This is a genomic window from Streptomyces sp. NPDC053048 (assembly GCF_044547045.1).
Lineage (GTDB): Bacteria > Actinomycetota > Actinomycetes > Streptomycetales > Streptomycetaceae > Streptomyces.
The window spans coordinates 246,580-272,479 of the sequence record NZ_JBITZS010000007.1; the positions used below are offsets into that span (position 1 = coordinate 246,580).

At 68.4% G+C, this 25,900-nt stretch carries 35 protein-coding genes and 2 tRNA genes; 30 read left to right on the plus strand and 7 right to left on the minus strand.

The genetic code is table 11. The features are described 5' to 3' along the window. Window positions 1-35: 35 nt before the first annotated feature. The gene (locus tag ACIG36_RS20375) at window positions 36-641 is read left to right on the plus strand and encodes an HhH-GPD-type base excision DNA repair protein (protein ID WP_399929469.1); all 606 of its coding nucleotides are present in this window, start codon (window positions 36-38) and stop codon (window positions 639-641) included. A gap of 51 nt (window positions 642-692) precedes the next feature. After that, the gene (locus tag ACIG36_RS20380) at window positions 693-896 is read left to right on the plus strand and encodes a DUF5988 family protein (RefSeq protein WP_399929472.1); all 204 of its coding nucleotides are present in this window, start codon (window positions 693-695) and stop codon (window positions 894-896) included. A 4-nt stretch (window positions 897-900) separates the two neighbouring features. Here ACIG36_RS20380 and ACIG36_RS20385 read toward each other — a convergent pair whose 3' ends face one another. Then, window positions 901-2,490 (minus strand): helicase HerA-like domain-containing protein, encoded by a 1,590-nt coding sequence (locus ACIG36_RS20385; protein WP_399929475.1) that lies wholly within the window; start codon window positions 2,488-2,490, stop codon window positions 901-903. A gap of 88 nt (window positions 2,491-2,578) precedes the next feature. Between ACIG36_RS20385 and ACIG36_RS20390 the strand changes: the two genes are divergently transcribed. Both ACIG36_RS20390 and ACIG36_RS20395 read left to right on the plus strand, forming a co-directional pair. Next, complete coding sequence (locus ACIG36_RS20390) at window positions 2,579-2,875, plus strand: type II toxin-antitoxin system VapB family antitoxin (RefSeq protein WP_004929488.1); 297 nt, start codon at window positions 2,579-2,581, stop codon at window positions 2,873-2,875. Window positions 2,876-3,012: 137 nt separating this feature from the next. After that, the gene (locus tag ACIG36_RS20395) at window positions 3,013-3,672 is read left to right on the plus strand and encodes a LytR C-terminal domain-containing protein (protein ID WP_399929478.1); all 660 of its coding nucleotides are present in this window, start codon (window positions 3,013-3,015) and stop codon (window positions 3,670-3,672) included. Window positions 3,673-3,766: 94 nt separating this feature from the next. On the opposite strand, the gene upp is transcribed toward ACIG36_RS20395, so the two are convergent. Then, on the minus strand, window positions 3,767-4,402 hold the full coding sequence (gene upp / locus ACIG36_RS20400) for a uracil phosphoribosyltransferase (protein ID WP_399929481.1): 636 nt from the start codon (window positions 4,400-4,402) through the stop codon (window positions 3,767-3,769). 191 nt (window positions 4,403-4,593) lie between these two features. On the opposite strand from upp, the gene ACIG36_RS20405 reads away from it, so the two are divergent. From ACIG36_RS20405 to ACIG36_RS20425, 5 genes are all read left to right on the plus strand, one after another. Continuing rightward, window positions 4,594-4,842 (plus strand): hypothetical protein, encoded by a 249-nt coding sequence (locus tag ACIG36_RS20405; RefSeq protein ID WP_399929484.1) that lies wholly within the window; start codon window positions 4,594-4,596, stop codon window positions 4,840-4,842. Between the two features lie 185 nt (window positions 4,843-5,027). After that, a complete protein-coding gene (locus ACIG36_RS20410; RefSeq protein ID WP_399930094.1) occupies window positions 5,028-5,561 on the plus strand; it encodes a hypothetical protein in 534 nt (177 codons plus the stop codon). Between the two features lie 34 nt (window positions 5,562-5,595). Further along, on the plus strand, window positions 5,596-6,117 hold the full coding sequence (tadA, locus tag ACIG36_RS20415) for a tRNA adenosine(34) deaminase TadA (protein WP_399929486.1): 522 nt from the start codon (window positions 5,596-5,598) through the stop codon (window positions 6,115-6,117). Window positions 6,118-6,186: 69 nt separating this feature from the next. Then, window positions 6,187-6,273, plus strand: a tRNA-Ser gene (locus tag ACIG36_RS20420). Window positions 6,274-6,379: 106 nt separating this feature from the next. Next, complete coding sequence (locus ACIG36_RS20425; protein WP_399929488.1) at window positions 6,380-7,609, plus strand: tyrosine-type recombinase/integrase; 1,230 nt, start codon at window positions 6,380-6,382, stop codon at window positions 7,607-7,609. 77 nt (window positions 7,610-7,686) lie between these two features. On the opposite strand, the gene ACIG36_RS20430 is transcribed toward ACIG36_RS20425, so the two are convergent. Next, window positions 7,687-8,511 carry a helix-turn-helix domain-containing protein gene (locus ACIG36_RS20430; protein WP_399929489.1) on the minus strand — a complete coding sequence of 275 codons (825 nt, stop codon included), beginning with the start codon at window positions 8,509-8,511 and terminating at the stop codon, window positions 7,687-7,689. Window positions 8,512-8,786: 275 nt separating this feature from the next. Here ACIG36_RS20430 and ACIG36_RS20435 point away from each other — a divergent pair, with 275 nt between their 5' ends. The 12 genes from ACIG36_RS20435 (at window position 8,787) to ACIG36_RS20490 (ending at window position 15,434) form a co-directional block, all read left to right on the plus strand. Then, window positions 8,787-9,491 carry a beta-ketoacyl-ACP reductase gene (locus ACIG36_RS20435; RefSeq protein WP_399929492.1) on the plus strand — a complete coding sequence of 235 codons (705 nt, stop codon included), beginning with the start codon at window positions 8,787-8,789 and terminating at the stop codon, window positions 9,489-9,491. A gap of 258 nt (window positions 9,492-9,749) precedes the next feature. Continuing rightward, the gene (locus ACIG36_RS20440; protein ID WP_399929495.1) at window positions 9,750-10,034 is read left to right on the plus strand and encodes a hypothetical protein; all 285 of its coding nucleotides are present in this window, start codon (window positions 9,750-9,752) and stop codon (window positions 10,032-10,034) included. Between the two features lie 131 nt (window positions 10,035-10,165). Next, window positions 10,166-10,288 carry a hypothetical protein gene (locus ACIG36_RS20445; protein ID WP_399929498.1) on the plus strand — a complete coding sequence of 41 codons (123 nt, stop codon included), beginning with the start codon at window positions 10,166-10,168 and terminating at the stop codon, window positions 10,286-10,288. Next, a complete protein-coding gene (locus ACIG36_RS20450; RefSeq protein WP_399929501.1) occupies window positions 10,285-10,968 on the plus strand; it encodes a lambda-exonuclease family protein in 684 nt (227 codons plus the stop codon). The genes ACIG36_RS20445 and ACIG36_RS20450 overlap by 4 nt, the downstream gene beginning before the upstream one ends. Continuing rightward, on the plus strand, window positions 10,968-11,306 hold the full coding sequence (locus ACIG36_RS20455) for a hypothetical protein (RefSeq protein WP_399929504.1): 339 nt from the start codon (window positions 10,968-10,970) through the stop codon (window positions 11,304-11,306). The genes ACIG36_RS20450 and ACIG36_RS20455 overlap by 1 nt, the downstream gene beginning before the upstream one ends. A gap of 93 nt (window positions 11,307-11,399) precedes the next feature. Continuing rightward, window positions 11,400-12,302, plus strand: coding sequence for a hypothetical protein (locus ACIG36_RS20460; protein ID WP_399929507.1), 903 nt, complete (start codon window positions 11,400-11,402; stop codon window positions 12,300-12,302). Beyond that, the gene (locus tag ACIG36_RS20465; RefSeq protein WP_399929510.1) at window positions 12,299-12,706 is read left to right on the plus strand and encodes a hypothetical protein; all 408 of its coding nucleotides are present in this window, start codon (window positions 12,299-12,301) and stop codon (window positions 12,704-12,706) included. Before ACIG36_RS20460 ends, ACIG36_RS20465 begins: the two co-directional genes overlap by 4 nt. A 169-nt stretch (window positions 12,707-12,875) precedes the next feature. Beyond that, a complete protein-coding gene (locus ACIG36_RS20470; protein WP_399929513.1) occupies window positions 12,876-13,193 on the plus strand; it encodes a WhiB family transcriptional regulator in 318 nt (105 codons plus the stop codon). A 35-nt stretch (window positions 13,194-13,228) separates the two neighbouring features. Then, entirely contained in the window at window positions 13,229-13,855 is a 627-nt protein-coding gene (locus ACIG36_RS20475; RefSeq protein ID WP_399929516.1) for a hypothetical protein, read from the plus strand. Between the two features lie 157 nt (window positions 13,856-14,012). Further along, window positions 14,013-14,210: a hypothetical protein gene (locus ACIG36_RS20480; protein WP_399929519.1), complete on the plus strand. Its 198-nt coding sequence runs from the start codon at window positions 14,013-14,015 to the stop codon at window positions 14,208-14,210. A 60-nt stretch (window positions 14,211-14,270) separates the two neighbouring features. Then, window positions 14,271-15,146: a class I SAM-dependent methyltransferase gene (locus ACIG36_RS20485; RefSeq protein WP_399929522.1), complete on the plus strand. Its 876-nt coding sequence runs from the start codon at window positions 14,271-14,273 to the stop codon at window positions 15,144-15,146. A gap of 190 nt (window positions 15,147-15,336) precedes the next feature. Continuing rightward, a tRNA-His gene (locus ACIG36_RS20490) sits at window positions 15,337-15,434 on the plus strand. A gap of 42 nt (window positions 15,435-15,476) precedes the next feature. Here the strand turns inward: ACIG36_RS20490 and ACIG36_RS20495 are convergent. Continuing rightward, window positions 15,477-16,442, minus strand: a complete 966-nt coding sequence (locus ACIG36_RS20495; RefSeq protein WP_399929525.1) for a hypothetical protein — start codon at window positions 16,440-16,442, stop codon at window positions 15,477-15,479. Between the two features lie 104 nt (window positions 16,443-16,546). Between ACIG36_RS20495 and ACIG36_RS20500 the strand changes: the two genes are divergently transcribed. Further along, window positions 16,547-16,840, plus strand: coding sequence for an HNH endonuclease signature motif containing protein (locus ACIG36_RS20500; RefSeq protein WP_399929528.1), 294 nt, complete (start codon window positions 16,547-16,549; stop codon window positions 16,838-16,840). Window positions 16,841-17,190: 350 nt separating this feature from the next. Here the strand turns inward: ACIG36_RS20500 and ACIG36_RS20505 are convergent, their stop codons facing one another. After that, window positions 17,191-17,568, minus strand: a complete 378-nt coding sequence (locus ACIG36_RS20505) for a hypothetical protein (RefSeq protein WP_399929530.1) — start codon at window positions 17,566-17,568, stop codon at window positions 17,191-17,193. A 241-nt stretch (window positions 17,569-17,809) separates the two neighbouring features. On the opposite strand from ACIG36_RS20505, the gene ACIG36_RS20510 reads away from it, so the two are divergent. The 4 genes from ACIG36_RS20510 to ACIG36_RS20525 all read left to right on the plus strand — a co-directional run bounded on the left by ACIG36_RS20510 (window position 17,810) and on the right by ACIG36_RS20525 (window position 22,094). Beyond that, a complete protein-coding gene (locus ACIG36_RS20510) occupies window positions 17,810-18,142 on the plus strand; it encodes a hypothetical protein (RefSeq protein WP_399929533.1) in 333 nt (110 codons plus the stop codon). A gap of 27 nt (window positions 18,143-18,169) precedes the next feature. Further along, entirely contained in the window at window positions 18,170-19,909 is a 1,740-nt protein-coding gene (locus tag ACIG36_RS20515; protein ID WP_399929536.1) for a terminase, read from the plus strand. Between the two features lie 20 nt (window positions 19,910-19,929). Next, entirely contained in the window at window positions 19,930-21,309 is a 1,380-nt protein-coding gene (locus ACIG36_RS20520) for a phage portal protein (protein WP_399929539.1), read from the plus strand. Between the two features lie 152 nt (window positions 21,310-21,461). Further along, window positions 21,462-22,094 (plus strand): hypothetical protein, encoded by a 633-nt coding sequence (locus ACIG36_RS20525; RefSeq protein WP_399929542.1) that lies wholly within the window; start codon window positions 21,462-21,464, stop codon window positions 22,092-22,094. Between the two features lie 18 nt (window positions 22,095-22,112). Here the strand turns inward: ACIG36_RS20525 and ACIG36_RS20530 are convergent, their stop codons facing one another. Further along, window positions 22,113-22,604, minus strand: coding sequence for a DUF6650 family protein (locus ACIG36_RS20530; RefSeq protein WP_399929545.1), 492 nt, complete (start codon window positions 22,602-22,604; stop codon window positions 22,113-22,115). Between the two features lie 128 nt (window positions 22,605-22,732). On the opposite strand from ACIG36_RS20530, the gene ACIG36_RS20535 reads away from it, so the two are divergent. Next, window positions 22,733-23,239 carry a hypothetical protein gene (locus ACIG36_RS20535; RefSeq protein ID WP_399929548.1) on the plus strand — a complete coding sequence of 169 codons (507 nt, stop codon included), beginning with the start codon at window positions 22,733-22,735 and terminating at the stop codon, window positions 23,237-23,239. A gap of 30 nt (window positions 23,240-23,269) precedes the next feature. Beyond that, complete coding sequence (locus ACIG36_RS20540; protein WP_399930097.1) at window positions 23,270-24,217, plus strand: phage major capsid protein; 948 nt, start codon at window positions 23,270-23,272, stop codon at window positions 24,215-24,217. Window positions 24,218-24,275: 58 nt separating this feature from the next. Here the strand turns inward: ACIG36_RS20540 and ACIG36_RS20545 are convergent, their stop codons facing one another. Further along, on the minus strand, window positions 24,276-24,884 hold the full coding sequence (locus ACIG36_RS20545; RefSeq protein WP_399929549.1) for a hypothetical protein: 609 nt from the start codon (window positions 24,882-24,884) through the stop codon (window positions 24,276-24,278). A 249-nt stretch (window positions 24,885-25,133) separates the two neighbouring features. Between ACIG36_RS20545 and ACIG36_RS20550 the strand changes: the two genes are divergently transcribed. Both ACIG36_RS20550 and ACIG36_RS20555 read left to right on the plus strand, forming a co-directional pair. After that, window positions 25,134-25,520 (plus strand): hypothetical protein, encoded by a 387-nt coding sequence (locus ACIG36_RS20550; RefSeq protein ID WP_399929552.1) that lies wholly within the window; start codon window positions 25,134-25,136, stop codon window positions 25,518-25,520. After that, window positions 25,517-25,864, plus strand: coding sequence for a hypothetical protein (locus tag ACIG36_RS20555; protein WP_399929554.1), 348 nt, complete (start codon window positions 25,517-25,519; stop codon window positions 25,862-25,864). Before ACIG36_RS20550 ends, ACIG36_RS20555 begins: the two co-directional genes overlap by 4 nt. Window positions 25,865-25,900 lie beyond the last annotated feature (36 nt).

Sequence of the window (25,900 nt, forward strand, 5' to 3'; positions counted from 1 at the left end):
GTGCGGTGCGGGCGGCCGCGGGGGACCATCGGCACATGGACCACGCTCTGCGGCTCGCCCAGCAGCCCGAGGCCGACGCGCTGCTCTCGCGCAGCCCGCTGGCCGCCCTGACCGGGATGCTGCTGGACCAGCAGATCCCCATGGAGTGGGCGTTCACCGGCCCGTACACCATCGCCGAGCGCCTCGGCGGGGACGATCTGGACGCCCACGAGATCGCGGCGTACGACCCCGAGGCGTTCGCCGGGCTGTGCGCGCGCAAGCCGGCGGTGCACCGCTATCCGGGGTCGATGGCCCAGCGCGTGCAGCAGCTGTGCCGGTACCTCGTCGAGCACTACGACGGCGACGCGAGCGCGGTCTGGCGCGACGTCGCCGACGGCAGGGAGCTGCTGAAGCGGCTCGAGGCGCTGCCCGGCTTCGGCAAGCAGAAGGCGCAGATCTTCCTGGCCCTGCTGGGCAAGCAGTTCGCGGTGCGGCCCAAGGGCTGGCGGGAGGCGGCGGGGCCGTACGGGGAGGCGGGCTCCTACCGTTCGGTGGCCGACATCACCGGCCCCGAGTCCCTGGAGAAGGTCCGTGCGCACAAACAGGAGGCGAAGCGCGCCGCGAAGGCGGCCAAAGCGGCCGAAGCCGCCGAGAAGGGCTGAAGTCGGCGCGTCGCGGGGGCCTCGGCGGACACACACCGCAAAACTGTCCCCATGAGCGGTGTCAAAGCTTTCCTCGAAGGTGGCCCCGACGATCTGCCCGAGCGGATCGTCCCGATCACCCCGCCCGGCAAGGAATTGAAGATCAAGTTCCGTGCGGGGTACGAGCACTTCAAGGTCACGTCGCGGCACGCCGACACGGTCGAGGGGCGGCTGCCCGTCTACGAGTGGTGGGAGCGCACCGAGATCGCCGAGTAGCGGGTCAGCGGCGGCGCCGGGCGGCCGTACCGAAGATCGAACGTGTGATCTCCCGGCCCAGCTGCGTGCCCACCGAGCGTGCCAGCGACTTGAACACCCCGCTGCCCACCACCTGTTCGATCAGCGAGGGTTCGTCCGGCGCGGCCCGCCCGGCCCGCTCCGGCTCCCGCCCGTGCTCCGGCTCGCGCTCCGGCCCGGCCTCCGGCGGCGCGGCCGCCGTCAGCTTCTCGTACGCCGACTCCCGGTCCACAGCCTGTGCATAACGTCCGTACAGCCCGGACGCGCGCACCGCGGCGTCCAGCGCCGCCGCGTCGACGGGTCCCATCAGTGAGCACGGGGCGCGCAGCCGCGTGGCCGCGACGGGCGTGGGCGCGCCCTTCTCGCTGAGCACGGTGACCACCGCCTCGCCCGTCCCCAGCCCCGTCAGGACCTCCTCCAGGTCGTAGGGGGAGGCGGGGAAGGTCCGCACCGTGGCCCTGAGTGCCTTGGCGTCGTCCGGTGTGAAGGCGCGCAGGGCGTGCTGCACCCGGTTGCCGAGCTGGCCGAGGACTCCGGAGGGGACGTCCTGCGACGTCTGCGTGACGAAGAAGATCCCCACGCCCTTCGACCGGATCAGCCGGACCGTCTGGGTGACCGCGTCCACGAACGCCTTCGAGGCGCCGTCGAAGAGCAGGTGGGCCTCGTCGAAGAAGAACACCAGCTTCGGCCGGGCGACGTCCCCGACCTCCGGCAGATCGTGGAAGAGGTCGGCGAGCAGCCACATCAGGAACGTCGAGAACAGCCGCGGCCGGTCCTGGACGGCGGGCAGCTCGAGGACGGAGATCACGCCGCGCCCGTCCGGCGCGGTGCGCAGCAGCTCCGCGCCGTCGAACGCCGGCTCGCCGAAGAAGGGGCCCGCGCCCTGCTGTTCGAAGGCGGTCAGCGAGCGCAGGATGACGCCCGCCGTCTGCGCGGACAGGCCGCCGATGCCCTTGAGGTCGGCCCGGCCCTCGTCGGAGGCGAGGAAGGCGACGACGGCCCGCAGGTCCTTGAGGTCGGTCAGCTCCAGGCCCTTGCCGTCGGCGTAGTGGAAGACCAGGCCCAGCGACTCCTCCTGGGTGCGGTTCAGTCCGAGGACCTTCGCCAGCAGCAGGGGCCCGAATCCGGTGACCGTCGCCCGCAGCGGGATGCCGGTGCCGAGCCCGCCGAGGGCGTAGAACTCGGCGGGGAACGCCGCCGGGGCCCAGTCCTGGCCGGTCTCCGCGGCCCGCCGCCGCACCGCCTCGCTCCCGTCGCCCGGCGCGCTGATGCCGGAGAGGTCGCCCTTGACGTCGGCGAGGAAGACGGGGACGCCGTGGGCGGAGAGCTGCTCGGCGATCAGCTGCAGGGTCTTGGTCTTCCCGGTGCCGGTGGCGCCCGCGACCAGTCCGTGCCGGGTGAGCATGGCGAGCGGGATCCGCACGGGGGCGCCGGGCAGGCAGGCGCCGTCCCAGATCAGCGCCCCGAGATCGAGGACGGGGCCGCCGAACGCGTAGCCCGCGGCGATCTCGGCGGCGGGCCCGGGAAGGGCGGGATCCGGCCCCGCGGCGGGCGGGCTGTCGCTCGTAGGTGCCATGCATCACTCCCGGTATGCGGCTGATTGTCACCTTCGCACTACCGCGCCATGGCTGCGCTCGGAGCCGCTCGCCCGGTAGGCTTTCCGTGTGATCTTCAAGCGCATCGGAAACGGGCGGCCGTACCCCGACCACGGCCGGGAAAGCACCCGCCAGTGGGCGGATGTTGCCCCTCGCCCGGTACGCCTTGACCAGTTGGTGACCACCAAGCAGCAGCTCGACCTCGAGACGCTGCTCGCCGAGGACTCGACGTTCTACGGGGACCTGTTCGCCCACGTGGTGAAGTGGCGGGGCGACCTCTACCTGGAGGACGGGCTGCACCGTGCCGTGCGCGCGGCCCTGCAGCAGCGCCAGGTGCTGCACGCGCGCGTGCTCGAGCTGGACTGAACCCCGCGGTCGCCGCGCCCGTTCGCCGACCCCTATGGGCGGTCGTATGCGCGGCTATTGACCCTTTTGGGTTGGCGTCCGCGCAACCCATTGATCATCTAGTAGGCAGCGGGTCCCCCCAGCACTACGCTGCGCCCATGAGCATGCTCACCCCTCCAGGCATGGGTGGTAAGTACCGCGTCACGGGCAACCGGTTCCCGCATCTGCGCCGCCGGCGCGACCGCCGCAGGATCGTGCTCGCCGTGGCCGCCACGGCCGCGGTCCTCTCACTGGCAGGGTGGGGCACGCTGCAGCTCGTCGACGTCTTCTCCGGCGGGCGGCTGGGGGAGCCCCAGGCGGCCACGCAGCAGCGCAAGGGCGGCGGGGACTGCAAGAGCGGCGCCGGCGGCCGGCTGCCCGGCCTCGCGGCCCCCAGGGAGCTGCCCGCACCCGGCGACATCACCGTCAACGTCTACAACGCCACGCCGCGCGGCGGCCTCGCCAAGATCACCGCGGACGAGCTGGAACGGCGCGGCTTCAGGATCGGCAACGTGGGCAACGCCCAGGCCGAGTACGACAAGAAGGTCAGCGGCACGGGACTGCTGCTGGGCCCCCAGGCGGCCGTCGAGGGGGCGCTGAAGGTGCTGGGCACCCAGCTGGCCGGCGCCGAGGTCAAGGGCGACCAGCGCGAGGGCCAGGACGTCGACCTCGTCCTGGGCGACGCCTACAAGGAGCTGACCCCCAAGGACCAGGCCGAACGGGCCCTGGCCGGGCTGAGGGAACCGCCGCGGCCGAAGCCCTCCGCCACCCACTGCTAGGGCGTGTCCGACGGGACACGCCGGACACGCGCAGGAGCCCCGCCGGGACCGGTCCCGGCGGGGCTCCTCCACAACTCGTCCGGGACGGACCGGGTCAGCCCGCGGTGCCGTACATCCGGTCGCCGGCGTCACCGAGGCCGGGGACGATGTAGCCGTTCTCGTTGAGGCGCTCGTCCACGGAGGCCGTCACGACGGTCACCGGCGCGCCCTCGAGCTCGCGCTCCATGACCTCGACGCCCTCCGGCGCGGCCAGCAGGCACAGCGCGGTGACGTCGTCCGCGCCACGGGCGATCAGCTCGTTGATCGCGGCGACCAGGGTGCCGCCGGTGGCGAGCATCGGGTCCAGGACGTAGACCTGGCGGCCCGAGAGGTCGTCGGGCATCCGCGTGGCGTAGGTCTCCGCCTTGAGGGTCTCCTCGTTGCGGATCATGCCCAGGAAGCCGACCTCCGCCGTGGGCAGCAGCCGGACCATGCCGTCGAGCATGCCCAGACCGGCCCGCAGGATCGGCACCACCAGCGGCCGCGGGTGCGACAGGCGCACGCCCGTGGTCGCGGTGACCGGGGACTCGATGCTGACCTGCTCGGTGCGCACGTCGCGCGTGGCCTCGTAGGCGAGCAGGGTGACCAGCTCGTCGCAGAGGCGACGGAAGGTGGGGGAATCGGTGCGCTTGTCGCGCAGGGTGGTCAGCTTGTGAGCCACCAGGGGGTGGTCGACGACGTGGATCCGCATGACATCGACATTAACCGAGCTTGAGCGCCCCAGCGCCCGCCCGGGGCCTGCGGGGGCCCGCGGGGGGCTCCGTCGGCAGTCCTTCGGCAGTCTGTCGCCGCCCTGGCATCAAACCACCACTTAGGGGGAAAGTGGGCACGTACGCCCGGTCTGTCGCCGGGCGAGGACCTCGGCACGAGGTGGTGCTGCCCATGGCCGGCCATGACAAACGCGGATCCACCGAGCCCGAAGAGCTCCGGGAGCGCCGCAGGCGCCCGGAGCCCACGGCGCCGGCGGGAGCGGAAGGCGCCGACGAGAGCGGCGAGGACCGCCGCCGCAGACGCGCCCAGTTCCTCCGGGAGCTGAACGAGGCCAAGGAGCTGCGCGACCGCGTCCAGCCCCGCCGCGCGCGGGCCGCCCGCATGCGCCAGCAGATGCGGATGCGGACCTTCCGCTGGTAACACGCCCGACCGGCACGGGCCCGTACGGACCGCCCCCGCGCCTCACGTGAGCGACATCTCTTCGGACTGCTGCACGACGCAGCGCGGAAGACCTCTCGCAACGCCGAGGTTTCTGCCACGATTCCGAGTGGGCGGGGTGGTCCCCGCCCGACCCGGCACCGCCTATGACCAGTGGGAGAGTCACGGTGTACTTCGCCGCATTGCTCGCGCGCACCGACGACGGGTGGGAAGCGAGCGACACAGAACTCGACAACGTGGAAACGCTGGCCGATCTCGTCGACCTGGCCCGGCTGGACTCGGTCGACGACGACACGGTCCTGGCCCTCATCGAGCAGGAGGGCAGCTGGTTCGCCGTCGTCCGGGTGGACGGTGAGGAGGACCCCCGCGTCTTCGTCTCCGACGCCGCCGCGGCCAACCGCAGCTCCTACGGCTCGATGCTCGTCGACGAGCTGACCGGACGGGAGGAGAACGCCGACGACGAGCTCGACAGCCTCGACCTCGACGGCACCGAGGACGGCGAGCCCGAACCGGACGAGGACGAGACCGACGGCGACGCCGCAGCGGACGCCGGACGGGCCGTGCACGGCCCGCTGGGCGACCCCGGGCTCCTCGAGGACTTCGGGGTGGGCCGCGGTGCGATCCTGGCCCTCGACGGCGACGCCCTCAGCGAGATCGCCGACGCCCTCGGCTGCACCGAGGTCCTGGAGGCCGTCCGCTGACGGCCCCCGGGCGGGGTTCGCCCACACTGGTGCCATGAGCGAAGCCGTCCCCGACCACGGGATTCCCTCCCACGCCGCCGCTGCCGCGGAGGAGCCCGACCCCGTGCGCGACCCCTGGCGCGCGCCCATGCGGGCCGCCCTCGAGGAGGCCGTCCGGGCCCCCGGCACCGGCGACGTGCCGGTGGGCGCCGTCGTGCTGGCCCCGGACGGCTCCGTCATCGGCCGCGGCCGCAACGAGCGCGAGGCCACCGGCGACCCCACCGGCCACGCGGAGGTCCTGGCCATCCGCGAGGCCGCGCGGGCCGTCGGCGAGTGGCGCCTGTCGGGCTGCACACTGGTCGTCACCCTGGAGCCGTGCACCATGTGCGCGGGCGCCATCGTCCTCTCCCGCCTGGAGCGCGTCGTCTACGGCGCCGCCGACGAGAAGGCCGGCGCGGCCGGCTCCCTCTGGGACGTCGTGCGCGACCGCCGTCTCAACCACCGCCCCGAGGTGATCACCGGCGTCCTCGCCGACGAGTGCGCCGACCTGCTCACCCGCTTCTTCCGCTCCCGGTGACGAGGGCCACACCCCTCGGGCCCCCAACCGATTTCAGAGCACGGCCGACCGTCCGCTAAGCTCTCTCTCGGTAGCGTGTCCGAGCGGCCTAAGGAGCACGCCTCGAAAGCGTGTGTGGGGGCAACTCCACCGTGGGTTCAAATCCCACCGCTACCGCTTCAAGAGAACCGCCCCTGACCTGCGGAAACGTGGGTCAGGGGCGGTTTTCGTTGCGGATCTTTGCAACACGTTTGCAACACGGAACCTCCATAGGCTCCTTGGCATGGCATCGATACGACACCGCCAGACCGCCCGTGGCGTGGACACTTACCGCGTCGTCTGGCGAGAGGGCGGCAAGCGCGACGGCAAGTGGCAGGGCGAGAACTTCACGGACGTGAAGAGCGCGGAACGCTTCCGTGATCTCGTCAATGGTCACGGACAGCAATGGCCGACGGGCTGGGTCAAGGGTGTCGGCTTCACTGCCCCTGAGCCGGAGAAGACACCGGCTATCCCTCGGGCGCACATGTTCGTGAGCTTCGCCCGCAACTACATCGAGCACCTGACGGGTGTCGGCATCCAGACGCGGGCCAACTACTACAAGTTTGTAGACACCCACATGGCCCCTTGGTTCCAGGACCTCACGGTTCAAGGGGACACGGACATCACCATCGGGCGCGAGCACATCAGCCGGTGGATCAATGATCTGACCGAAGGCCGGCGTGGGCCGCACCACGACCCGAAGGTGAAGCGCCGGAAGTACGCGCCCAAGACGGTCCGCAACCTGCACGGGCTCCTCTTCGGAATCCTTCAGTCGGCCGTCGACGCCGAGAAGCCCCTGCGGGCGTCCAATCCCTGCGTCCACACCCGTCTGCCCGAGGATGACCACACGGCGGACGACAAGGTGTTCCTGGAGCGCGAGGAGTACGCGCTCATCCGTAAGCACCTCGCGCCGGACGCCAAGGATCTAGTGCACGCCAAGGTGACCACGGGCCTCCGGTGGGGAGAGATCACCGCTCTTCAGGTCCGTGACCTCGTCCTCGTCGGAAACCGGCCCAGGTTGTCCGTACAACGCGCCTGGAAGCGCGGGGAGAACGGAAAGTTCCTCGGCCCGCCCAAGACGAAGAAGAGCCGCCGCACGCTCGTCCTGACGGCGGAGCAAGCCGAACTGTTCAGACGGAACATCATCGGCAAAAAGCCGACCGACCTGGTGTTCACCGCCCCTGAGGGAGGCGCGTGGGATAGCGGAGGCTTCTGGAACCAGCGGTGGAAGCCCGCGCTCGACGCGGCGGCCGCCGACGGCCTCACCAAGCGACCGCGCCTGCACGACCTGCGCCACACGCACGCGGCATGGCTCATCGCCCGTAAGGTCCCGTTGCCCGCCATCCAGGCGCGGCTGGGCCACGAGAGCATCACGACCACAGTGGACCGCTACGGCCACCTGCTCGCCGTCCTGGACGACGAGATCATTGCCGCCGTCCAGTGGAGCATGGAAGACCTCGAGCTGGCCGCGTAGTCGGTCTCACACGACCCGCGAGATGCGCAGATGCCCCCACGACGAAGTGTCGCCGTGGGGGCATCACGCTTTGATCCTCAGGCCGCCTGAGCGAGGGCATCCAGATCAGTGCACTCGTCGGCCGGCACAACGGCCATCAGGCGGTAGCTCGGGTCACGCAGGGGCGACAGGGCTACAAACACAACCTCGAACTCTCGGTCATGGTGATGGGGGAGGTAGACCCGCCGACGCGAGCCGTCAGGGTGGATGTTCCGCAAGCCCTCGTCGTAGATGCGCCGCGCCGTAGGGTCCTTGCGGACCTCGTCCACGACTTCCCGCAAGCGCTCATTGTCCGGGTTCTTGTTCATGGCCAGATGGAGCTGGGCTGCCATGGGGCACGCCCAGGCCTGTTCCCAATCAATGAGCTGAAGACGCGCCTCTGGGTGCGTCAGAGCCCAGAGCATCACGTTGACGCCTTGCGCCATCCACCGCCATTGTTCCGCCGCGGCCTTGTTGTAGATGGGGATGTCCCATCCCTGGTCGGAGACGTAACACGGGTAAGGCTGCATGTGCACGAATCGTGCGAGGGCGGGATCGATGATGCTTGTGTCCACCTTGCGCCCGGCCAGCGGCTGCCTCTGCACCGTATACGTGTAGAGGGTCAGTCGCTCTTCATCACTCAGGGCCAGAACGCGGGAGACGCTGTCCAAGAAAGCGTCGCTATAGGGAGTCGGCACCCCGCGTTCAAGGTTGCTGTACCAGCGTGCCGAGAATCCGATGAGGCGGCTGACATCATCCTGGGTCAAGCCTCGGGCGCTCTTCCGCCCGTATCGCACCGTGAAGCCTGGCAGGTCTTCGCGGTCGACGCGTTCGCGCCACTTCCGCACCATGCGACCGATCGACACCAGATCCTGCTCACACACTTCTGACACCTTCGCAGCTTTTCAAGATCGCTAGCCCGGCTGGAGTCCCCCTCCCAAGTCCACTACCAGCACATGAGCGAACCAGACCCTCCGGTCTGTTCCCTGCCGGTAATTATGCAGGATCTTGGTCAGTTCCGGAAACACGTTTCGCCCGGAAGCGGGCCGTTCCCGACAGGAAGTGCGTTGTTCCGGAACAGGATTGTTCCAACACAAGATCGCAAAAATGGTGCACAGTAAGGGCCATCGCACAGTCCATCTACCTGCGAGGAGTCGGCGTGAGCCGTTCTGTGTTCGTGACCGGAGGGAACCGGGGCATCGGTCTCGCGATAGCCCGATCCTTTGCCGAGGCAGGCGACAGGGTCGCCATCACGTACCGTTCGGGAAAACCGCCTGCCGGGTTTCTTTCGGTGAAGTGCGACATCACCGACTCCGAGCAGATTGAGCAGGCATACAAGGAGATTGAGGAGAAGCAGGGCCCTGTGGAGGTGCTTGTCGCAAACGCCGGCATCACCCGCGACCAGCTTCTCCTGCGCATGGCCGAGGAGGACTTCACGGCCGTTGTGGACGCCAACCTGACCGGGACGTTCCGCGTGGTCAAGCGGGCTTCCAAGGGCATGCTCCGGGCCCGCAAGGGCCGCATCATCGTGATCTCTTCCGCAGTGGCCCTGCGCGGTGAAGCGGGTCAGGCCAACTATGCGGCCTCGAAGGCCGGCCTCATCGGTTTCGCCCGGTCGGTCGCCCGTGAGCTCGGCTCTCGCAACATCACGTGCAACGTGATCACGCCGGGTCTCACCGATACGGCCATGAGCGACGCCCTCAACGATGACCAGCGGGATGGTCTGGTTGCACAAATCCCTCTGGCTCGCGTCGCCCAGCCGGAAGAAATCGCAGGCGCTGCCCGATTCCTTGCCTCTGATGATGCCGCTTACATCACGGGTGCTGTTCTGCCCGTGGACGGCGGCGTGAGCATGGGCCACTAAGGGCCTGATCAGAAGGAACCCCTTCGGGGGTGGGAGGTCAGCCTCCCTTGAACACGGTGCCAGGCCGCTCGATGGCGTAGGAACCTTCGCGACCCGGCACCGCACTGTCACACGACATCGGGATTAGTGACCCGTCGTCGCCCGACCAGTTCCGGAAGCGTGTCCGGACCCATGAGAGGTGATTGTGTCATGAGTTCACCCGTGGACTCATCCGTCCCAGGGCCCCAGTCAACCCATAGTGCAGGGATCGACCTGATCTTGCATCGGGTACTGAGTGAGATCGATACACGACTGCACGTCGACTATCCGGAAGCCGCGCGGCGCCTCGGAGTGCCCGAGCCGTGGCTCCGCCAGCGGATCACCACGCTTCCCCATCGCAAGATGGGCAAGTGGGTGCTCTTCAGTCAACGCGACCTGCAAACGATCTCCGAAATGCATGCCATGCAGCCGTCCGGGCACGACCTCACGCATGTCATAGCCGCCCGTTCGGAATCACTGGCCGATCTCAAGCCAGCCCCGCGCGCCCGCCGTCGCGCCGCCTAACGCTTTCCCCTCCCCCTTGCCTCCCGCGCATCCCACTCCGGTGACGCGGTTCTGAGCATGCTTGGAAAGAAGCACATGACCGTTCACTTCTCCATACGCACGAACTCCCATTGCGCCTGCGGTGATGACGCATGAGCGCGTGGTTCATCATCGGCTTCCTGATCTTCGGCGCTCTGACAGTGGCATGGCTGGTGCACACCGAGGGTGTGCCCGGAAGCCGTCGCGGCCGGCACAAGCACGGTGGCGAACGATGAGCGCGCCGGACGTCACGGGTGCCCGGTTCCTCGGGGCCTTCGCTCCGGGGACACCCGAGTGGGAAGAAGCGCGCTCGGGGTTGGTCGTTACCGCCACCGAGATCGCCGCGATCGTGGGTCTGTCGCCGTGGGCGTCGCCAGTCTCTTTGTGGCACCGCAAGGCCGGGACCGCGAAGGACAAACCGTTCGCCCCTACGGAAGCCATGGTGTGGGGCACCCGCTTGGAGCCCGTCATCGCCGAGGCGTTCGCGGCAGGACACACCGACCTGTTGGTTCACGAGACGGGTACGTGGGCGAACCGTGAGCGGAACTGGCAGCGCGCCACCCCGGACCGGATCGTTACTCCCATGGACGGCGGTCCCGTGACGCTGCTGGAGATCAAGACGAGCCGGTACGGCCATGGCTTCGGCCCCAGCGGAACCGAGACGATCCCCGTTGCCTACCGGTGCCAAGTCGTGTGGCAGCTCGACACGCTCGGGCTGGACGTGGCGCACGTCGCGGTTCTGATAGCCGGCCAGGATTACCGCGAGTACACGATCACCCGCAACGAGGCGGAGGCCGCATTCCTGCGTGCCCAGGCTGCCGCGTTCCTGGACAGCATCACCGCAGGCACCCCACCGACCGGAGACGACCACAGGGTGCCCGGCGAGATCGTCATGCAGAAGGCGGAGGCAGCATAGTGGGCACGCTGCACGAATTCCGCGCCGAACGAGGCGCGAACAAACTGCTGGAGCGCATCCGCGCGGCGGCCGATGCCGAACAGCTCGCCTTGGTGCAGGCGCTCATCCTTGACCACGCCCTGAGCGTGGAGGAGTTCTCCACCAATGACTTCCGCGAGCGGCTCCCTGCTGACCTGCCCCATGGCCTGCTGGGTGCCGCCGTGCGCGGCCTCGCCGCTTCGCGCACCATCACCAACACCGGACGGACCGTCCCGAGCACATCGCCGGACACCCATGGGCACCGCATCGCCGTCTACCGGCTCACGGTCACTTCGGACTGCCTGCCGACAGCGGCGTGACCACACACGACCTGGCTTCGGCCGCTGACCGGCCCTGCGCCACCGACGAGCCCAGAGCCACTAGATGAGACAGGAGATACCGCCGTGCCGTGGGTGCGTCTTGACGACCGTTTCCCTTCGCACCGGAAAGTGGCAACGCTGTCGGATCGGGCCTTCCGTCTGCATGTATCGGCGCTGTGCTGGTGCGCAGCGAACCTGACCGACGGCCGCATCAGCGACAAGGAATTGCGCCTCGTGGCGCACGTGCGCGGCATGAAGGCGACTGCACGACAGCTCGAAGATGCCGGGTTGTGGGTGCGTGATGAGGACGGCTGGGCGATCCACGACTTCCACGACTACCAGCCGAGCGCTGAGCACGTACGCGCCGAGCGGGAGCGCAACGCCGCACGTCAGAAGCGGTTTCGGGACCGCAAGGCCGAGAAGGCCGCCGCCCCGCGACAGCCGGAGGAGCAGCCGCGTGACGGGCGACGTAACGGCGTTACTGACGCTGTTAGTCACGAGGCGAGTAACAGAGCCCCGACCCGTACCCGTCCCGTACCCGGTTCTATCCCTGCCGGGATAGAACCGTCCCCCCTTCACCCCCCGAGAGGGCCGGCGGCGGCCGAGGCGGCCGGCGTGCCCTCCTTCGCGCAGCGGCTCGCCGACCAACTCGCCGACGCCGGATGCCATGTGGGATGGCGGACCGACACCGACGACCGCGAGGCCCTGCGCCGACACCTGGGCCGTATCCCCACCGAACGGCTCGTGGACGCCGCCTGTCGCGCATGGAACCCCGCCAACCCACCCCGCAGCATCCGCTACCTGATCAGGGTGTGGGACGCCCTCCCGGACACCGCTGCCGACGCCCCGGCCACGCCGATACCGACGCCATGGGCCGAACGGCACCAGCAAGCGACGTCCGACTTGTTCGACCGCGCCATGGAACGCGCTCGAGCCCGCACGGCCGCCCTGGGCGCCACCGCAGACGACACCCAACCGAAAGAGCTTGCAGCTTGAACGCCGAAGAGACCGTGGCCCTGACCCGCTACGTCCGCGCCATCTGCCCCGGCCAGCGGATCGACGAGTACACCCCCGATGCGTGGCACGACGTCTTGGCCCCTTACGAGCTGGCCGACGCCCGTGCGGCCGTCGTCGCCCTCGTGGACTCCGGCGCGGTGTTCGTCGGCGTCGGTGAGATCACCACCAAGATCCGCCAGACACGTGCCCACCGCGTCCGCCATATCCACGGCCCCGGACAGTCCCCCGAGATCCCGGACGCCGACCCCGATGACGTCACCGCTTACCTCGCCGCGCTCCGGGCTCAGCGCATCCGTGCCGCCAGCGCCACAACCCACCGCCGCTCGCTGAACGAACTCCTCACCGGAACAGGTCGACGCATCCCGGAGGAAGTGCGCCGCTGAAGGCAGCGATACCGACTCATACGCCTCAACAGCAGCGACAGCGGCCCTTCACGTCGCCCCGTACCCCAGTCCCCGGACTCCAAAGACCTCGGATGCCGGGCACGCGGGCGTACAGCCACTCAGCCCGCTAGTCCAGCCGCACCGCCCCAACCGTAGAACCGGATCTCTTGTGAATCTCGCAATCAAGATCACACCGCCGCCCTACGTCCCCCGCAGCGAAGACGCCCGGCTGCCCTGTACAGACCAACCTGAGCTGTTCTTTCCCCCCGACCGACAAGAGCCGCCGGCCGAGCAAGCCGCGCGAGTCACCGCCGCCAAGGCTCTCTGCTTTCGCTGCCCTGTGCGCGTTGCCTGCCGCGATTGGGCGCTCGAGCACCATGAATGGGGAGTCTGGGGCGGCCGCACCGAGGGAGAACAGGGCTACCGCCCAACCACCCGCCGACTCGACAGCCGCCGACGCGTCGACACCGAGGCAGCCGCCGCATGACCACCCTTAATGCCAGCACCATCACGAGAGCCCCCATGCCCAGCACCGACCGCCTTACGTGCGCCATTTGCCCCCGACCCCTCTGGTCCGACGAACAGCACCGTTACGCGTGCCATCCGTGCGAGCAGCGCATGGCCGATGAACTTGACCAGCTGCCAGGTCTCATCACCGAACTCCACAGCCTGCTGACGCCGGGAGTCCGATCGTCCACGCCGAGGCTCACCACCCGCACCAGCACAGAGCCCCAGGCCCCACTGAACCTCGGCATACTCGACCGCATCACTGCTACCACGGCCACCCTCGACAGCTGGCTCACCGACTGGCATGACCACCTCGGATGGCAAGCACCCACCTACCGCACCGATCCACTCACCGAGGCGGCAGCCGCGCTGCGCAACAACCTTCCCTGGGCCGTCGAACACCACCCGGCTATCGATGACTTCGCATTTGAGATACGCGACCTTCACCGCGACACAACCGGACTCATCAACCCCACCAAGCGGCCACGTCGCGTGGGGCAGTGTCCCGCACCGTCACCCGACAGCCCTTCGTGCGGCGCCGTCCTGCGCTACGTACCCGGCGCAACAAACGTGACATGCCGGTGGTGCCGGACTAGCTGGGATGCCCTCGACCTGGGCGCCGCCCTGGCTCTAGCACTCTGACGGACAGGGGCGTTTGGGGTTTTCCCTGGAGCGTGTCACACTCATTCGCAGCACCCCCCGTATGCCCGCATACCGGTGTGAACAACCAGAAAGCCCCTTCGGCCCTCCCCCCCCTGGCCGGAGGGGCTTTCTCGTAGCGAGGCGGAGGCAGACGCACGTGTCCCCGACACCCACACCGATCATCTGCGACACCGTCGCCGCCGCCCAATACGTCCAGGTCACCCCCGCCGCCGTCCGCCAGTGGATACGCCGCGGCCATGTTCGACGGACCGGCTACGACCGGGCCGGCCGTGCCCTGGTCGACCTGCGCGAGGTTCGGGCCTACGTAACCCAGCGAGGCACCACGGCAGCGTGAGCGCCCGCACGAAAGGCCGTGCCCCTGTCACAACTCGCCCTAATCGACACCGCCGCACCCGTGACCACCGGGCGCGGCCTTCCGGGCATACAGCCCTTCTCTGTCCTGCGGACAGACCTGGGCCCGTGGCGCGACCGGCGCCGCGCCTGGGAAGACCTCGGACTGCACAGCCGCAGAGGGCGCGAGCACGTCACCACGTTCAATACGGAAGACCGCTTCGGCCAGAAGCTGGCGGACGTCAATGGCGGCCTGTCCACCTTCGATCCCGTCCTCGCGGAAGCGTCCTACACCTGGTACTGCCCGGACGGCGGGCAAATCCTTGACCCCTTCGCCGGCGGCTCCGTGCGCGGCCTCGTCGCCGCCAACGGCGGCTTCCGGTACACCGGCATTGACCTGTCTCCCGTCCAGATCGACGCCAACGAGGAAGCCGCCGCCGACTGGCGAACCCGCGACCTGCTCGCCACCGAGCCCCGATGGATTCACGGCGACGCCCTCGAAGAACTCCCCGAACTACCCACGGCTCACGCGGACTACGTCTTCACCTGCCCGCCGTATTACGACCTTGAGCGATACAGCGACCACCCGGCAGACCTATCCGCCATGCGGTGGTGCGAGTTCGCCGAGGCGTACCGCGCGATCATCGCGGAGACCGTCCGCTGCCTTGCCCTCAACCGATTCGCCACCTGGGTAGTGGGCGAGGTCCGCAACAGCACGGGCACCGCCCGCGGCCTCGTGCCACTCACCATCGCCGCACACGAATCGGCCGGAGCCCGCCTCTACAACGACGCGATCTTGGTTAATACCCTCGGCACCGTCCCCATGCGACTCGGCGCCCAATGGCGTGCCTCCCGCAAGATGGGCCGCCACCACCAATACGTGCTCACCTTCATCAAGGGCGACCCCCGCAGGGCCACCGCCGCTCTGCCGACACCCTGACGCCACCGCTGCCCCGGCCCGTCGGGACAGCGAGGACCCGCAGCCATGGAGGCCCCCGCACCGCACCCGGGGAAGCCGGTTCGACTCCGGCCGGGACCACCAGGGAGCTCGCACCGCCCATTAGTAACCGGTCCTCGGCACGGCCGAGGGCGAGCCGAACGGGGTTGAAAGCCCGTGCGACTCCCGACTAGCCCGCCTGACCCAACGGAGAGGTGCGCGGCCAATGCGCAGCCGCAGGGCTGCGGTTATGCCGCAGAGATCCCGGTTCGAACCCGGGGGCGGGCACCAGCAGCATGTCAACCACAGTCTGGAGGTGGCAGGCCTGCCCAGTCAGCCGCCCCAAAGCTCGTCCGGATAACCGTACTTGCCGGGGCCAATGCGACAGGTTGGAGCGCTCACTTCGCACTCGTAGAAGTGTCGATAGCTCCTTTTCTTATGGATTCGGCCAGGGTTCCGGAATGGCTTTCCGGTAGGTGTCCCGTCAGAGCGGACGATCAGCTTGGATTCCTTACCTTCGCTGATCAGGCTCACTACGAGTTCCCACTGGTAGTCCCATGTAAGGCTCGTTACCTCGATATGAAATGTCAGCCTCTCATCGGTCTTTAGATCTACCTGCCGCCTGGCGAAGTAGGGCATCCCTGCCTTTCCATCCTGGTCTGCCTTCCTGAGCCTGCGGTCATCCGAGTCCAGATCGATGACGCCACCCTCAACATCCGCGGCACCACCGTGCGGACCGAGGATGAACCCTTCCCGGGTTGAAGGCTTCGTGGACAGGATTTTCCCCCTGATGTCCGTGACTTCGACAGCGTCCATCCGGTGACCTGTCAGTGTGAGGCGCACGAGCGTACGTGATCCGCAACGGTCAGCAGTCTCACACGTTTGAACCACCTCGATAGCTCCAACGCTTTTAGCGAAGTCTCGTAGGTCTTCCCCGTGTGGTGACAGGTTCGCTAGCTTCCTTTCCGCGCTGGGGCTCAGCGGTTGATCAAGGACCCAATCCGGATCTACCGCTCCCTCCCAGTCTTCGGAGACCCTAGAGAGTACTGGCGGCTTTTTCGCAAGCTCCTTCCGCCTTGCTTGATCCGCGCCTTCTTGCTCCCCAGCGCCCTGTTCCTGGGCCAAGAGGAGCGTCAGGCCGACGGTAAGGGCGGAGATCACAGCAGTGCAGACGAGGACCCAGAAGGTCTTGGATTTCCAAAGCCTTCTGATAAATGGAGCCGGCGGCACTGAAGGTGGCGGAGATGGATCACCTCCGGGCGGATCATCGCCGGGCGGGACTGGTGAAGGATCAGACACGTAGACCACCCCCGTCTAAGGCTAGCCATTTTTGGCTGCCAAGCTGGTCAAATCCCTGCATCCGGCGGGTCCTTGGAGAGGGTTCGCAGTTGGGAGGGTTGGTCGTGGCGTGGAAGATCAGCAACCGCAAGGCCCGGCTACCGTCCTCCTGGTCCACTATTCGGGCGCGCATCCTCGCCCGCGACCCGGTGTGCCGCATCTGCGGCGTTCGCCGTTCGACCCAGGTCGACCACATCAAGGCCATGACCGACGACCACCGCGACCACGCACTCCAAGGGGTCTGCGGCCCCTGCCACGCCCAGAAGAGCGCGGCCGAAGGTGCCGCCGGCCGCGCCCGCCGCCCCGGCCGGCGCCGCCCCGACGACCCTCACCCTGGGCGCCTCGATCACTCCGAGTGATGGTCCTGCCGCCCGCCCCTGGGGGGTGATCCCCCTCCCCCGGTTCCGACCCAGGGCGATGGGCAATGCACCTGTCCGTCTGTACGGGTTTCCGAGCCCGTGAACCGGGGCCCTTCGACTCGTTGCCCGTGCATCACGCACCCCGCCGTTACTCGGGGTGGTCTGCCGAGGTCGTGTGGCAACGCGCAGGAACCGCCCGCCGACGAGTAACCCGCCGCCACGGCGGCCGGCCAACCGGGGCGTCCGGCGGGCGGTCTCCCGCTCTCTCAAAGCATGTGGGAGAAACCCCGGCGAAGGGCCGACGGTGGACTGCATGCGTTGGCTGCGGATCGATCCGCCCGTGGGCGCCCTCACGATTCGCCCAGGCGGTCCCGTGGTTCGTCCTGACCGAGAGCGGCGCCGCAGGAGTAGCAGAGTTTCGGTAGCCCGTCGGAGGCGTTGACCCTCTCGTAGAACACTTGCAGGTAAGCAAGGTCGGTCGCGTACAGACCCTCGATCGTCTCGGCAGTGACGTCCGTGATGGTCCCGAGCCGGGTGATCACTGAGGCCAGCACGAGGACGCCGAGGTAGGCAGGGTTCTTCCGTACCCGGAGATCAACCAAGGGCTCGATCTCGTCGTGGGCGGTGGCCAGCCTCATTGTCCCCTTCCGGTGCAGGGTTCCGTTCGTGTCCATGAACCCGCGGGGAAGTTCGAACTCGAACTCGGTCGGCTGGGGTGTATCGGTCATCGAGATCCCTTTCGCCTTGTGGCAGCGGCATGGACAAACTTCCCCGTAAACGACCTCACAACCGACAGCGCACTGCATCGTCACCCTTCGACCAGGGGTGCCACAACGCGCTCTCGGGCGCACAGCAGCTATCGGAGGTGATCGTGTGGGTTCCCGCGGACCCGTACCGAAGCGTTCCGTCGAACGGCGTCGGCGCAACAAGGACGGCACCGAGCCGGTTCGCGCTGCGTCCGCACGTGGCGTGGTCGAGTGGCCCGAGCCCGAGCCGAGTTGGCACGCCATCGCCCGTGACTGGTACCTCTCCCTGGCCGACTCCGGGCAGGCCCAGTTTTACGAGCCGTCCGACGTGGCCACCGCCCGGTACGTCGCCGAGGCCATGAGCCGAAATCTGGCCGCCGGCCAACGGATCTCCGCTCAGCTCTTCGCCGCCATCACCTCCGCCATGACGGAACTCCTCACCACTGAGGGCGCCCGGCGCCGGGTGCGAATCGAGCTGGAGCGTGCCCCGGCCGAACAGGAGACCCCGGCGGGAGTGACCGCCATCGCGAACTACCGGGCCGCCCTCGGCACCTGAGCCGGACCCCGGAAGGGGGTGGCCACCGTGACCACCCCTGCTGACGAGGATCTCCCCCCGGACGTCATCGAACCGGTGATCATCGGCCCCACCTGGCGCCGCGGCGAGGACGGCCGGTTCGTCCTGCCGGAGTTCTCGCTGGGGTGGCACGTCCTGTCGTGGACCGCCGAGTACCTCCAGCACTCCGCCGGTACGCCCTGGAGGTACACCCCGGAGCAGGCACGCTTCACGCTCTGGTACTACGCCGTCGACCGGGAGACGAATCGATTCCTCTACCGGGACGCGGTGTTCCAGCGGCTGAAGGGCCACGGGAAGGACCCGCTCGCGGCGACCTACGCGGCGGTGGAATTCGTGGGCCCGTGCCGGCCGTCGGGGCGCATCGCCGGCCCGCATGACCCCTCTGGCGTACCGGAAGGCCAGCCCCTGGGCGTGCCTCATCCGGAGCCCTGGGTGATGCTCGCCGCGGTCACGCAGGCGCAGACCCGCAACACCATGATGATCTTCCCCGGGCTCTTCACTCAGAGGGCCATCGAGGGGTACTCCATCGATCTCGGCAAAGAGGTGATCTACGCCCACAAGGGCCGGGCCCGGATCGAGGCCGTCACCAGCTCACCCCGCGCTCTGGAGGGCTCCAGGGCGTCCTGGAGCTTGATCAACGAGCCGCATCACTGGCTGTCGACCAACGGGGGCCATGAGATGGCGGCCGTCCTGGAGAGGAACGCCACCAAGAGCGCCGACGGGTCCGCGCGGAGTCTGGCGATCACGAATGCCTACGAGCCGGGGGAGGACAGCGTCGCGGAGCGGACCCGTGAGGCTTGGGAGGACGCCCAGGCCGGCCGTGCCGTGGACACCGGTCTTCTCTACGACTCCTTGGAGGCTCCGCCTGGCGCGAAGCTGAACGCAGCGTGGGCGCCGAAGGTCATTGAAGCTGTCCGCGGGGATGCCACCTGGCTGGACATCGACCGCATCGTGGCTTCCATCCTCGACGTCCGGAACCCCGCTTCCCGGTCACGGCGCTTTTGGTACAACCAGGTCACGGCTGCCGAGGATGCGTGGTGCGCGCCCTACGAGTGGGATGCCTGCGCCCGCCCCGACCTGGCCCTGTCCGACGGCGACGAGGTCGTGATCTTCCTCGACTGCTCCAAGAGTGACGACGCCACCGGCCTGGTGGCCTGCCGTATGTCCGACGGCCACGTCACCACCCTCGGAGTGTGGCAGCGCCCGCCGCAGGTCGACGTGTGGAACGTCCCGCGCGAGGACGTCGACGGGGTGGTGGACAACGCCTTCGCCCGGTTCCGGGTGCTCGCGTTCTTCGCCGACCCGGGCACCGGTGAGGACCAGGCCGACGGCGGCCGCTACTGGGACCGGTTCATCGATGCCTGGGCGGACCGGTACGGCGCCCGGCTCCTGGTCCACGCGACGACGACCGGCACGCGCCGGCATGCCGTGGAGTGGGACATGGGCGGCGACCGGCGCCGCCAGGAGGAATTCACCCACGCTGTGGAACGCGCCCACGTCGACATCCTCGAACGGCAGTTGACGCACGACGGCCACAAGGTCATGCGCACCCACGTCCGCAACGCCCGGCGGCGCACGAACGCCTTCGGCATCACGATCGGCAAGGAACACCGAGCCTCCTCCCGGAAGATCGACCTCGCCGTGTGCATGGTCGGCGCCCGTATGCTCCGCCGCCTCGTCATCAACAGCAGCAGGTACGGAAAGCGCCCCCGGGCGCGCGGTAAGGGACGCGTGATCGTCCTCGGATAGCAGCGAGGAGAGCACGCACCTTGTCCACCCTCACCCTCACGGACGCCGAGGCCGCCACGTTGTCCCGGCTTGTGGCCACGGTGGCCGAGGACACGTGGCGCCTGCGGACGCTGGACGACTACTTCACCGGCCTGTCCCGCATGGCGAACCTCGGCATCGCCGTGCCGCCGGCGCTCCAGGCGGTCCGTACCGTCACGGGGTGGCCGCGGATCATCGTGGACGCCCTGGACGAGCGCCTCGACATCGACAGTCTGAAATGCCCGGACGACTCCGATGCCGAGGCCGCGGTGGGCGCCATCTGGGACGCCAACGACCTTGCCGTGGAATCGCAGCTCGCGCACCAGGACGCCCTGGTCTACGGCCGCTCGTATCTCGCGGTCGGCGTTGACGAGCAGGGCGATCCGCTGGTGTCGGTGGAGTCGCCGCAGCACATGAGCGTGGACTACGACGTCCGGACCCGCACTGTGCGCGCGGCCCTGCGTCTGATCAGCGCGGGTGTCCAGAGGTCCGCGACCCTCTACCTGCCGGACCAGACGGTCTACCTGGAAGGTGCCGGGACCGGGTGGACGGTGGCCGAGCGGCAGCCGCACGGCCTCGGCGTGGTCCCCGTGATCCGGCTCGCCAACCGGCAGCGGATCGCCGACCGGCGCGGCTCATCCGAGATCACCGAAGAGGTACGTGCCCTGACCGACGCCGCGTGCCGGACCCTTCTGGGCCAGGAGATCGCCCGGGAGTTCTTCGCCGCCCCGCAGCGGTACGTCCTCGGCGCATCCGAGGGCAGCTTTCAGGGTCCGGACGGCACGCAGCGGAGTGCGTGGGAGACCTACATCGGCCGCTACCTCGCGCTCGAGCGCGACGAGGACGGCGCGGTTCCCGAGGTCGGACAGTTCCCGGCCTACGACCCCGGCGTCTACGGCCGCATTGTCGACACCTACGCCCGCCTCGTCGCCGGCGTCACCGCCCTGCCCGCGCACATGCTCGGATACACCACCGACAACCCCGCGAGTGCCGAGGCCATCCGCAGCGCGGAGGCGCGGCTGATCAAGAAGGCAGAGCGGCGCCAACGGAGTTTCTCCGGCCCGTGGTCGCGCGCGATGCGCCTCGCCCTCCAGCTCACCGGCGCCACCGCACCCGTACCCGCCGTCAACGTCCAGTGGCGCGACCCCTCCACCCCGACGGTGGCCGCCCAGGCCGACGCCACCACCAAGTTGGTGGCCGCCGGGGTACTGCCGGCGGACTCGGAGGTCACGCTGGAACGGGCCGGTATCGACCGCGCCCAGCGGCAGCGCATCGCCGCCGACCGGGCCCGCAGTGCCGGCCGGGACGCCCTGGACCAGATCGCCCGCACCCTCACCAGCGACAACCGCACCGGCACGGCTGACCACCCGGCCGCCGCATGAAGATCCTTCGAGCACTCGCCGACGGACACCGCCGCAGACAAGAAGCCCTGTCACGGGCCCTGCGGACGGAGTACCTGACGGCATGGGCGCGCCACCGAGCCGCACCCCCGGTACCTGAGGCCGAACGGGCCTGGTCGGCGACCGTCGCGCGCATGGTCCACAAACACGGACTGGCCTCCGCGTCCCTCGCCGCCGACTACTACGACGAAGCCCGCCGGGCCGCCGACGCGAAGGGCTCCTTCACCGCGACGGTTGCCGAGCCGCCGCCCCTGGCTCAGATCACCGCTGCCCGCAACGCCGTGCGCCGGACCGCCGCATCCCGGCCCCGCGACGAGGACGGGGCGGACGCTGTGGAGGCGTGGCGCCGCACGCAGCAGGAACGCGACCTCGCCGCCGTGCAGCGCCTCGCCGCGCAGGCCGGCCGCCGCACGATCGAGCAGGCGACCCGCGCGGACCCCGGGGCGGTCGGATGGGTGCGCGTGACCGGCGGCAACTGCTGCGCCTTCTGCGCCCTCCTCGCCATCCGCGGACTCATCTACGGCGACCGCACCCGAGCGGTACGCACCAGTACCGGCGACCCGTACCACGACAGATGTGCCTGCACCCCGGAGCCGGTCTTTCGCGGCCGGACGTCCGAGGACGAGCCGCAGGTCGCCGAGTGGGAAGAGCTGTACTACGACGCCTCACACGGCGTTTACGGTATGGATAAGTTCCGCAAGTTCCGGCGCGCTTTTGACGCGAAATATGACAGGATTCGCAGCCGCAACAGCAGCACCGGAACATGACTGGAGCATAACCCAGACTCAAGACATTCCCGGCTCAGGCAAGATCGCCGATAGTGGTTCACTCACATCCAACTTATACTTTCCCGCAATCAAAGCCACCTGGGCGCCAATCGCTTTCCTGAGTTCGATCAGCGCATCGACAAACCTCTCAGAAGTCACCAATGGGACGTAAGAGCCTACAGTATCGAGGAAGTGACGGCATGCCTGCCGCATAACCCCTAAGCGGGCGGACAGGAATTCACTCACATCGTGTTCGATTTGAAACTCTGTGAGCCACATCCGCATCATAAGGACCGAATCGATGCAGAACTGCGGCTGCTCCAACCGGCGGATCTCAGTAACGCGTTGACGTGGATCGCCGATGCCACCAGCGGTGAGAACCCTTCGATCCTCCAAGTAGATCAGAATCGCCCTTGCCGCTGAGACCTGAGATTCCGGCGATTCCCACGATATGCCAGCGACCGGTGTGCTGAAGCCTGTGATGTGCCTCAGCCAGCCAAAGAGCTTCATGCTGCCATGATGTCGTGCCCCACTGTCATTTTTAGGGGATATGCCAAAACTAGGCCCCGCTTCCAACCCCGCTACCGGCGCCCCGTCACAGCAGAGACGGAGCTTTCACATGCCCGGAGGTCATTCCCATGACGCACGTCGATCCCACCCTCGTGGCGGACGTCACTGCCCCGCAGGGTGGTGACCCACATCCGTGGGAAGACCCGGCCACCGCCCGTGCACAGATCGAGCGCCTTACCGCTGAGCTGGCCAGCCATGCCGCGCGCGTCGCCGAACTGGAACCCGCCGCCGCCGAGCTGCACCAGGTCCAGGAGGCCGGTAAGACCGAGGCCCAGCGACTCACAGAGCGCGCGGAGGCCGCGGAACGTCTCGCCGACCAGACCCGCGCCGAGCTGATCCGCGCGCAGGTCGCGCACTCCAAGGGCCTCACCGCCCGACAGGCCGCACGCCTCGTCGGCACCACGCAGGAGGAGCTGGAGGCCGACGCGGACGAGTTGCTGGCCGACCTCACCCCCACCCCGGCCAGCCACCGCCTCATGCAGCCCGACCCCTCGCAAGGCTCCTCCGGCCAGCACACCGCCGCCGACCCCGCCGCGCTGTTCGCCGGACTCCTCCACAACTCCCTCCACCGCTAAGGAAGTCGCACCATCGCCAGTACCACCCCGATACAGACGCGCGGTGTCCCCTCTCAGCTCCTCCCGCCGGAAATCACCGCGCCCATCTTCGATCAGGCCGTAGAGTCCTCGGCCGTCATGCAGCTCGCCCGCCGCGTGCCGCTCTCCCTTACCGCCGAGACCGCGATTCCCGTGTCCGGTGACGTGCCCCTGGCGGACTGGGTTGACGAGGCCGGATCGAAGCCGGTCGGCTCCAGCTCCCTGTCCGTGCGGACCATGCGCGGCAAGAAGGTTGCCGTCCTCATCCCCGTCAGTGCCGAGGTCGCCATGACCAATGCGGCGGGGGTGTACGCGCAGCTTCAGCGCGACCTGCCCACTGCGCTCGGCCGCGCCTTCGACTACGCAGCCATCCACGGCAAGACCATGGCCGGCGGCAAGGGCCCCTTCGAGGACCACCTGACCGCCACTCCCAATACGCAGGTTCTCGGCGCGACCGCGCAGTCCAAGGGCGGCATCTACGCCGACGTGGTGACCGGCCTGAAGAGCGTTGCCGCGGCCGGCTACGACACCACCGGGTTCGTGGCCGACCCCCTTCTGAAGCCCGAACTCCTCCTCGCCACCGACACGACCGGCAGGCCCCTTTTCGTGCCGGACCCGGCCGGGCAGGGCACTGTCTCCCGCGGCTCCCTCATCGGCTACCCCATCGCCTACAACCGCGGCGTCGGCGGCAAACTCAACCGACAGTCCACCACCGCCGACACCGGCCTTCGAGCGGTCGCCGGCGACTGGGACCAGGCCGTCTACGGCGTCGGCATGGACATCACGATCAAGACGACCGATGTCGGCACCTACGTCGACGCGGACGGCCACATGCACAGCGCCTTCCAGGAAAACCTGATCTTGATGCTGTGCGAGGCCCACTACGGCTTCGCCATCGGCGACCGGAAGGCATTCGTCACCTACACCGCGCCCGCCACCCCGCCGGCTCCGAAGGGGTAGGCTGCTTTCTCGGTTGGTGTGATCACCTGCTGTTTTGCTGACCGCCGCCCAACCGGCTTCAGTACCAGTTCCCCTGTATCACCATGTAGGAGCACCACAGTAGGAAGCCGCTGAAGGCGCCTACCTCCAACCGCCAGGGCAACTCCGCTCGCACGTCCGGGCTCGAGGAATCTGTGATGCCTTCGCTAATGGTCTTCCGCCGCCGGTGCCGGACGTAGACCGCAGCGACGAGGCCGCTTGCGATGCCGACCACCACCCCACCGCTGAACCCGACGCGACCGTAGTAGGCCACGTAGGCGCGACAGACGGTGGAGATGATGTGCTCGTGACCGAGCCATTTGGTCACATTGGTGGGCAAGGCGGTCAACAGTGCACCACACCCAAAAATGAACCACATCCACCCGAATCCAATGTTCCGACCGAGGATTCGTAGGCCAGCGAACACCGCAATGGAGACCGAGACAGCTCCAGACAGGACTACGGTGTTCAGGTAGAGGTGGGCGAACTCCACGTACTGTTCCGGCCCGGCTTTTATTCGGCCCTGTTCCCCAGCCTTGACCACCGCAGCATCGAGGCTGGCGTTGAGCGCCACAACTAACAGAACTGCAACACCGACTATCCAGCCGACGTCTTCGGACGGTGACCTTCCATTCGTGGCGTTCACCATTGCATCGCCCCCTCGGTGCAGGCCACCAGGTATATCGCGTCAGCTCAGCGACACAAAGATGCTTTCACGGTGGATCTGATAGGACTTGATGCTGGCGCACGATTCGGGGCGCGTGGGCGTGATGAGGGGCGCTTTGTAGTTTTCGTGCGCCGGTGACAGCCCTTTCTGGCAACCGACATTTCCTGCGAAAACTTGCGGCTCGTCCCGTTCCCTTTTACCTCGCTCAGGTCGTTAAGGCGGTGATCAGATGTGCCGCTCGTAGCGCCTCAGCACCTCGCCGACTTCCTCGGCCAAGATGTTCAGGAAGAGCGCGCTGCGCTGATCATCACGCAGGCCGAGGCCCTGTGCCGGGCCGTGGTGAGCCCCCTTCCCGAGGGTGCCGGAGCCGTCGTGCTCTCCGTGGCCGCCCGCGCCTACGCCAACCCGCAAGGCATCGTGGCCGAGACGGTCGGTCCGTACAGTGTCCAGCGGCCCCAGTCGCAGGCCGGTCTGTACATGACCCGTGATGAGCGCCGGTCCTTGAAGCTGATGGCCGGCCGCGGTGGCGCTTTCTCGATCAACCCCACCCCCGCAACAGCAGGACCACCCCCGGCGCGCCCGGCGTCATGGGATCTGCCCTGGTGGTACGAACAGTGATCAGCGCTCCCGCCCCCGGGTTCGGCGAGCTGGTCACCGTCCTGCGCCCCGGCGCCCCGGTACGGGACGTGTACGGCAACGACGTGCACGGACCGGATGAAGAGCACCCGGTGCCCGGGTGCTCGATCGCCCCGCGGCCCGGAAGCGAAACTGTCGGCGGTCAGGACACCGTGGTCGAACACCTGGTGATCTTCGCCCCGCCGGCGGCGGACATCCGCCCCACCGACCGCCTCCGCATCCGCGGCCTGACCTACACCGTCCACGGGCCCGTGGAGTTCTACCGGTCCCCCCTCACCGGCACCACCGCCGGCATGCAGATCATCGCCCGTCGCGTCACGGGATAGCCCCTTGTCCACAGGCTGTAGAGAAAGGGGGCCGTC

Bases quoted from the DNA above. Each gene is read 5' to 3' on its own strand.
- ACIG36_RS20375 (WP_399929469.1), top strand. From the start codon at position 36: ATGGACCACGCTCTGCGGCTCGCCCAGCAGCCCGAGGCCGACGCGCTG.
- ACIG36_RS20405 (WP_399929484.1), top strand. From the start codon at position 4,594: ATGGCCGGCCATGACAAACGCGGATCCACCGAGCCCGAAGAGCTCCGG.
- ACIG36_RS20545 (WP_399929549.1), bottom strand. From the start codon at position 24,884: ATGGTGAACGCCACGAATGGAAGGTCACCGTCCGAAGACGTCGGCTGG.
- ACIG36_RS20380 (WP_399929472.1), top strand. From the start codon at position 693: ATGAGCGGTGTCAAAGCTTTCCTCGAAGGTGGCCCCGACGATCTGCCC.
- ACIG36_RS20475 (WP_399929516.1), top strand. From the start codon at position 13,229: ATGCCCAGCACCGACCGCCTTACGTGCGCCATTTGCCCCCGACCCCTC.
- ACIG36_RS20450 (WP_399929501.1), top strand. From the start codon at position 10,285: ATGAGCGCGCCGGACGTCACGGGTGCCCGGTTCCTCGGGGCCTTCGCT.
- upp (WP_399929481.1), bottom strand. From the start codon at position 4,402: ATGCGGATCCACGTCGTCGACCACCCCCTGGTGGCTCACAAGCTGACC.
- ACIG36_RS20530 (WP_399929545.1), bottom strand. From the start codon at position 22,604: ATGAAGCTCTTTGGCTGGCTGAGGCACATCACAGGCTTCAGCACACCG.
- ACIG36_RS20445 (WP_399929498.1), top strand. From the start codon at position 10,166: ATGAGCGCGTGGTTCATCATCGGCTTCCTGATCTTCGGCGCTCTGACA.
- ACIG36_RS20425 (WP_399929488.1), top strand. From the start codon at position 6,380: ATGGCATCGATACGACACCGCCAGACCGCCCGTGGCGTGGACACTTAC.
- ACIG36_RS20385 (WP_399929475.1), bottom strand. From the start codon at position 2,490: ATGGCACCTACGAGCGACAGCCCGCCCGCCGCGGGGCCGGATCCCGCC.
- tadA (WP_399929486.1), top strand. From the start codon at position 5,596: ATGAGCGAAGCCGTCCCCGACCACGGGATTCCCTCCCACGCCGCCGCT.
- ACIG36_RS20505 (WP_399929530.1), bottom strand. From the start codon at position 17,568: ATGACCGATACACCCCAGCCGACCGAGTTCGAGTTCGAACTTCCCCGC.
- ACIG36_RS20395 (WP_399929478.1), top strand. From the start codon at position 3,013: ATGAGCATGCTCACCCCTCCAGGCATGGGTGGTAAGTACCGCGTCACG.
- ACIG36_RS20525 (WP_399929542.1), top strand. From the start codon at position 21,462: ATGGTCCACAAACACGGACTGGCCTCCGCGTCCCTCGCCGCCGACTAC.
- ACIG36_RS20535 (WP_399929548.1), top strand. From the start codon at position 22,733: ATGACGCACGTCGATCCCACCCTCGTGGCGGACGTCACTGCCCCGCAG.